The sequence below is a fragment of the uncultured Thiodictyon sp. genome (assembly GCF_903828115.1).
In the GTDB taxonomy this organism is placed as follows: Bacteria; Pseudomonadota; Gammaproteobacteria; order Chromatiales; family Chromatiaceae; genus Thiodictyon.
Genome location: NZ_CAIKKU010000834.1, coordinates 1 through 5728 on the forward strand (window position 1 = coordinate 1; position 5728 = coordinate 5728).

General features: G+C 70.7%; 8 protein-coding genes and 1 pseudogene. 3 read left to right on the forward strand and 6 right to left on the reverse strand.

The genetic code is table 11. The annotated features are described in order from the left end of the window. Positions 1-200: 200 nt before the first annotated feature. From QZY48_RS30980 to QZY48_RS30990, 3 genes and pseudogenes are all read right to left on the reverse strand, one after another. A pseudogene (locus QZY48_RS30980) lies at positions 201-545 on the reverse strand (AAA family ATPase); the annotation flags it as partial. Positions 546-755: 210 nt separating this feature from the next. Beyond that, positions 756-938 (reverse strand): hypothetical protein, encoded by a 183-nt coding sequence (locus tag QZY48_RS30985; RefSeq protein WP_295437878.1) that lies wholly within the window; start codon positions 936-938, stop codon positions 756-758. Further along, positions 922-1446, reverse strand: a complete 525-nt coding sequence (locus tag QZY48_RS30990) for a response regulator (RefSeq protein ID WP_295437879.1) — start codon at positions 1444-1446, stop codon at positions 922-924. Before QZY48_RS30990 ends, QZY48_RS30985 begins: the two co-directional genes overlap by 17 nt. Positions 1447-1525: 79 nt before the next feature. Here QZY48_RS30990 and QZY48_RS30995 point away from each other — a divergent pair, with 79 nt between their 5' ends. Then, positions 1526-1678 carry a hypothetical protein gene (locus tag QZY48_RS30995; RefSeq protein WP_295437881.1) on the forward strand — a complete coding sequence of 51 codons (153 nt, stop codon included), beginning with the start codon at positions 1526-1528 and terminating at the stop codon, positions 1676-1678. On the opposite strand, the gene QZY48_RS31000 is transcribed toward QZY48_RS30995, so the two are convergent. Both QZY48_RS31000 and QZY48_RS31005 read right to left on the reverse strand, forming a co-directional pair. Beyond that, positions 1667-2335 (reverse strand): ATP-binding protein, encoded by a 669-nt coding sequence (locus tag QZY48_RS31000; protein ID WP_295437882.1) that lies wholly within the window; start codon positions 2333-2335, stop codon positions 1667-1669. The two genes, QZY48_RS30995 and QZY48_RS31000, sit on opposite strands and share 12 nt — an antisense overlap. After that, positions 2320-3738 carry a histidine kinase dimerization/phospho-acceptor domain-containing protein gene (locus QZY48_RS31005; RefSeq protein ID WP_295437885.1) on the reverse strand — a complete coding sequence of 473 codons (1419 nt, stop codon included), beginning with the start codon at positions 3736-3738 and terminating at the stop codon, positions 2320-2322. Before QZY48_RS31005 ends, QZY48_RS31000 begins: the two co-directional genes overlap by 16 nt. Before the next feature lie 342 nt (positions 3739-4080). On the opposite strand from QZY48_RS31005, the gene QZY48_RS31010 reads away from it, so the two are divergent. Both QZY48_RS31010 and QZY48_RS31015 read left to right on the forward strand, forming a co-directional pair. Beyond that, on the forward strand, positions 4081-4557 hold the full coding sequence (locus QZY48_RS31010) for a hypothetical protein (RefSeq protein WP_295437888.1): 477 nt from the start codon (positions 4081-4083) through the stop codon (positions 4555-4557). A 110-nt stretch (positions 4558-4667) separates the two neighbouring features. Continuing rightward, the gene (locus QZY48_RS31015; RefSeq protein ID WP_295437890.1) at positions 4668-5090 is read left to right on the forward strand and encodes a hypothetical protein; all 423 of its coding nucleotides are present in this window, start codon (positions 4668-4670) and stop codon (positions 5088-5090) included. 3 nt (positions 5091-5093) lie between these two features. Here the strand turns inward: QZY48_RS31015 and QZY48_RS31020 are convergent. After that, on the reverse strand, positions 5094-5728 hold a 635-nt coding region (locus QZY48_RS31020), incomplete at its 5' end, for a Uma2 family endonuclease (protein ID WP_295437893.1).

Here is a 5728-nt window from a genome sequence, read left to right on the forward strand (position 1 = left end):
CCGCGACCACAGTTCCGCGGGAATACGCGCGCCCTGGGACGTGGTGTTGCGCCAGTGGGCAATGGCCGCGGCCGTCTGTGCCAGATCGGCCGCGGCGGGGAGTGACAGTGACATCGTGGAGCCTCCGGATCACCAAAAACGGGGCTCCTACGCTACCGGGCCGGGGACGGGATTTCATGCAGCCTTACCGGAAGGACACAATCGTTGAGGTGCCCATGCAGCGCCGCCTCGATCGCCCCCACTTCCCCTTGCGCCTTGACCAGTGAGAAGTCCCACTTCATCACAAAGAACTGGTTGTGCAAGGGCGTTGGGTCACGCCCGATGGCGAGCCCCCCGAACAGGTCGGTAAAGCGATCCGCCCGATTCAGGTCGTAATAGTGCTCCAGCATCGACAGGAGCAGGCTCTTGCCGAAGCGTCGCGGGCGGATGAAGATCAGTTGCCGCCCGGTGTCCTCCAATTGAGGAATCCGGTCGGTGCGGTCCTGATACCAGTAGCCGTCCTGGATCAGGGTGCCGAAGTCACTCAAACCATAGGAAAATTTCATGACGGCCGACCCCCGCGTGCCGGACCAGCGCCCGGCCCCCCACCAGGGGGGCGGGAGCAAGGTTAAGTGGACCACCGGCGCAGCATAGCACCCGGCCGGACGGGGCCTGCGGCTTTGATCATCACCACGCTGGCGCTGTTCGGCCTCGGCGCCGTGCTGCTGATGCGTCGCCGCCGCGCCGAACCCTGATCGGCGCGCGTGGGAGCGGCTTCAGCCGCGCTGTGGGAGCGGCTTTAGCCGCGACGAGGCCTCGCGGGTCACCGCCTCTGCGTCTCTGCGTGAGACCTTCGCGAGGGTCAGGACGCCGAAATAATACAGGAGCGAGGCCATGAAGGGGCCGCGCAGGCTGCCCTGGCCTCGTCGCGGCTGAAGCCGCTCACGCAGGCCTTTCATCGTCCGGGGTGGCTGGTCTCGCTGCCATGGCCGTTAGGGTGGACAAGCGCACCGTTGTCCACCGGTGACGCCTTTGGTTCGGCGCCGGGGTGTGGCAGCGCTCCGGCAACCGGGCAACGCGCCGGGCGAGGCGCAGGTGGCTCGCGACCCGCAGCAGGAGTTCACGCGCATCAAATGGCTTGGTCACGTAATCGACCCCGCCGAGGGCGAAACCGCGGGCCTTGTCCTCGATCTGGTCCAGCGCGGTGAGGAAGATGACCGGGATCTCGCGCGTCACCGGATTGGCCTTGAGGAGGCCGCAGACCTCGAAGCCGTCCAGCCCGGGCATGCGGATGTCGAGCAGGATCAGGTCCGGGCGCAGGCGGGTGGCGATGTGCACCCCGGCGGCGCCGTCGCGGGCGCTGACCATCTCCAGCCCCTGGCCGCGCAGCATCTCCAGCGCCAGACGCAGGTTATCCGGCTCGTCGTCGATGACCAACACGGTCCCATCGTCGGTGGCGGGGATCATCTCAGAATCTTGTGCATCGTTGTCGCAATCGTTGTCGTTGTCGTAATCGTGGCGACCCTGCCACCCAGTATTCCCGCTCTTGACAATCCGATCAGGCCTGGGCGGCGTCGCCGATCGAACCCCGCTAGACATCGCGCGGCCTGTGCTCGAATGGTATTGCGTGTTCGATCACGACAACGACGAAGACGACGACAACGATCGTATTCGCTTTCCCGCCGGGTCATTGGCCTGAGTCCTGCCCGGTGCCCCCGGCCTGGGCCTCGACCAACGCGATGATACGCGCGTGCTCGAAGGCGTGGGCGAGCGCCAGGACCTGCGCCGTGAAGGCGGGCCGGTCGCCGGGGCCGGACCAGTGTCGGCACCAGCCCTCGATGCGGGTGGTGCGGCCCAGTTCGGCCAGGGCGCGCAACTCCGCCAGGGCCTCCGGCGGGGGTGGGGCCGCCAGCGGCGCGGGGGTCGCGGTCTCCGCGCACTCGGGGTCGGCCATGGCAGCCCCGGCGCAGTCGGCAGCGCGCGCAATCAAGACCGCGGGCAGGACCAGGGTGAAGCGGCTGCCCGTGCCGGGCGCGCTCTCGAGTTCGATCCGCCCGCCCATCCGGCGCACCAGCTTGCGGCTGATGTTGAGCCCCAGCCCGCTGCCCACCGACCCGTGCCCCCCCGGTCCCGGCCCCGGGGCGGCGGTGGCGTCTGCGTCACCCTGGACGAAGGCCTCGAAGATGCGCGCCTGCTCCGCGGCCGGGATACCGGGCCCAGTGTCCGCGACCGCCAGGCGCAACTCGACCCGGTCCGCGGCGGCCGGGTCCGGCGTCGTCGCCGCGCTCAACCGGACCTCGCCCGCCTGGGTGTGCGCAAGGGCATTGCCGAGCAGGTTGGTCAGGACCTGCCGCACCCGGCGCCCGTCCAGCCAGACGCAGGGCGGCAGCCCGGTGTCGGCGTCCAGGTGCAGTGCCAGCCCCTTGGCCGCGGCCAGTGGGCCTCGCCGACACAGTCGCGGAGCAGGGCGGGCAGGGCCGTGGGGAGCGCCCTGAGCGACAGCCGCCCGCGCTCCAGGCGGCTGAAATCGAGCACCTCGTCGATCAGGGACAGCAACTGGCGGCCGTTGCGCCGGATGGTGGCGAGGAGGTCCCGGCGCCGCTCTGCCGCCTCTGCGTGCGGTGCTCCGGGGTGGTCGCCGTCCGGTTCGCCAGCCTGAGCCTCCAGCCGTCCGATGACCTCGGCGAACCCGAGGATGGCGTGCAGCGGGGTGCGCAGTTCGTGCGTGACCGTGGCCAGGAAGCGGCTCTTGGCCCGGGTGGCGGACTCCGCCTGCTGCTTGGCGAAGGCCAGCGCGAGCTCGATGCGCTTGCGCTGGTCGATGTCCACCAGCACCAGCACCGCACCCGCCTCCGGTGCCGCGGGGTCGAGTGGGCTCAAACTGGCGTGGGTCCACAGCAAGGTCCCGTCGCGACGGCGCAACTGGATGTCCTCGCTGTAGGCACCCGCGGGTCCGGGTGGGGCGTAGCAGCGGGCGGCGACCGCCTCGAAGGCCGCCGCGTCACGATGGAGCAGGCGGGTCGATTGGCCGATCAGGTCCGCGGCGCGGTAGCCGAGCAGGGCGCAGAAGCGCGGGTTGACCGCCACGATGGTCCGGGTCCCGTCGATCAGGGCGATCCCGGCCGAGCTGTGGTTGAAGATGGCGCGCTGCTGATCGAGCGCAGTACGCAACTGGGCCTGGGTCTCGCGCAGTGCCGCGGTCTGGGTGGCCAGGGCCTGCACCGTGGCGTCGAGCGAATGCGGCAGGCGTGCGGCGATCACGGCGGTGAAGGCACTGAAGGCGATGAAGGAGAAGACGGTCTGGACCCAGACGGCCGGTGTTTTCACAAAATTCGGGTAGTCGATCGGGAAGGTCAGCCAGCCGCCCACGGCCGCGGCCCCGATCACCGCCAGGACCAGGGCCCCCAGGGCCACGTTGAACCAGCCCGCGCGCGGGCTCAGGAACAGCACGCTGAGCAGCACGTTGAGGTAGAAACCGATGGCACCGGACACCAGCAGCATCGCCGCGCCGATCAGGATCGTCCGGTCGGGCATGACCGCCTGCAGGGTCCGCAGGTCGTGCAGGGGCGGCGGCGGGCCGGGCGGGGCGGCGGCGGTCGGCATGGGGTGGGTCCGGGGCTCGATAGGCCCCGGACCATACCATCGGGCGGGCGGCCGGGCCAGTGCCGACGGCGCGTCGGGCGCGATCGGAGCTGATGTGGTGACCGAGACCCCGGGTACGCTGTCGTTGTCGTTGTCGTAATCGAACAATCCGACCACGATCACGACAACGACGCCCGGTCCGGGAGAACGTCCGGTCGCTGTAGGGTACGCATCGCGTACCCGGCTCCGGCGGTCGCCGCGGCTTGGCGGGTACGCGATGCGTACCCTACGAGATATGTGTTAACACATCAGTTCTGATCGCACCCCGGCACCTCGCCGGGCGCGGCCCCGGTCGGGTGGGGTCGGGTCAGGCGCCGCGCCGCGGGCGGGCCGAAACGATTGCCGCATTCCCTGGAAACATTGCCGCGTTCCCCTGTTGGGGCGGCCGGTTCCCTTGTAGCTTGAGGCGCCGCTGTTGCCGGATCGGGGGTCCCCCGGGCGGCTGTCCGACTGGGCAGCATGTTGCCGCTGCTTGATGCCGACGTGACCATCAACGGCAACGGCAACACCGTCAGCGGCAATAATCAATACCGCGTCTTCTTCGCCCAGCAGGGCACCGTCAGCCTCAACAACCTCACCATCGCCGACGGCAAGGCCCAGGGCGGCAACGGCGGTGTCGGCGCCGGCGGCGGGGCCGGACTGGGCGGCGGGCTCTTCGTCAACGCCGCCCAGGTCCAGTTGAGCGGGGTCCAGTTCACCGGCAACGGCGGCAATGGCGTGTCTTCTAACGGTGGCGGGGGCGGCATGGGCGGCAACGGCGGCACTGGCACGAATGGAGCGGGCGGCGGCGGCTTCTATACGGCCGGCGGCAACGCCTCCGGGGCTGGCGGCAGGGACGGCGGCAGCGGCGGCGGCGGCGGTGCTGGGCGGGGCGGTGTTCGTCGGCCAACACGATCGCCCTCAACGGGGGTTCGATCGCCGGCACCGGCACCCTGACCGCGGACCTGGTCATCCAGAACGCGAGCACCCTCGCCCCCGGCAACAGCCCCGGCACCCTCTAAGGTGCCAATGTCACCTTCGGCCCCGACGGCAACTACGCCTTCGAGGTGCGGGACTTCGCCGGCCTGGCCGGCAGCGCCTGGGACCTCCGGAGCCTCACCGGCACCCTGGCCTTCACCGCCACCGCCCTGGACCCCGTCCTGATCCGGCTGACGAGTCTGGACGCGAGCGACAACCCGGGCCTTGCCGCCAACTTCGGGCCCGGCAACCGGCTCAGTCTCAAATTGGCGGACGTCACCACCGTCACCGGCTTCGATCCCGCCATGTACCGCGTCGACAGCAGCGGCTTCCTGAACCCCACCAACGGCGGCACCTGGGGTCTGTCCACGGATGCCACCGGGCTCTTCCTCGACTTCACGCCCGCCGATGCCCCCGCGCCGGCCACGCTCGCCCTGGGGGCCGGTCTCCTGGCGGCGCGTCGCCGCCGCGCCGGTGCGCTATCGGAGACGGTGATACCGGCGACAAGGTAGCCGTCAGCCCGCGGCGCCGGGGTCGATGCCGAGTGCGCGCAGGCGCTCGGCAAGCTGCTCGGCGCGAGCGTCCGCCTGCTCGGCGCGGGCGCGTTCCTGCTCTGCGCGCGCGTCCGCCTGCTCGGCACGGGCGCGCTCCTGCGCGGCGCGCGCCTCGGCCTCCCGCGCCTGCGCCTCGGCCTGCCGTGCGCGCCGGGCCAGTTCGACCGGGCTCAGGAACGGCCGGCCGGCGGGGTCGAAGATCTCCAGGGTCTCGGCGCGCAGGGCAAAGCGGATGCCGAGCCGGGGGCTGGTCCAGCCGTTGACGTAGGCCACGGGGGCGAGCCGCCCGTCCTGGCGCAGCCAGACCTCCAGACGGTTGCGCTCGGGGTCGTAGAGGTAATACTCGGCGGCGCCGTGGGTGTCGTAAAACTCCAGCTTGTCCCTGAGTTCCTTGGGTCCGTTCGACGGCGACTGGACCTCGAAGACCACCTGGGGGGCGATACCGTCCTCCTCCCACTGTTTGTAGGACCCGCGCGGTCCCTTGGGCCGGCCGAAGACCACCATGGCGTCCGGGGCCATGGGGCCGACGAGGCGCCGGTCCTGGACCGGGTACCAGAAGAGGTCACCGGCGACGAAGACCTCCGGGCGGTCGGCGA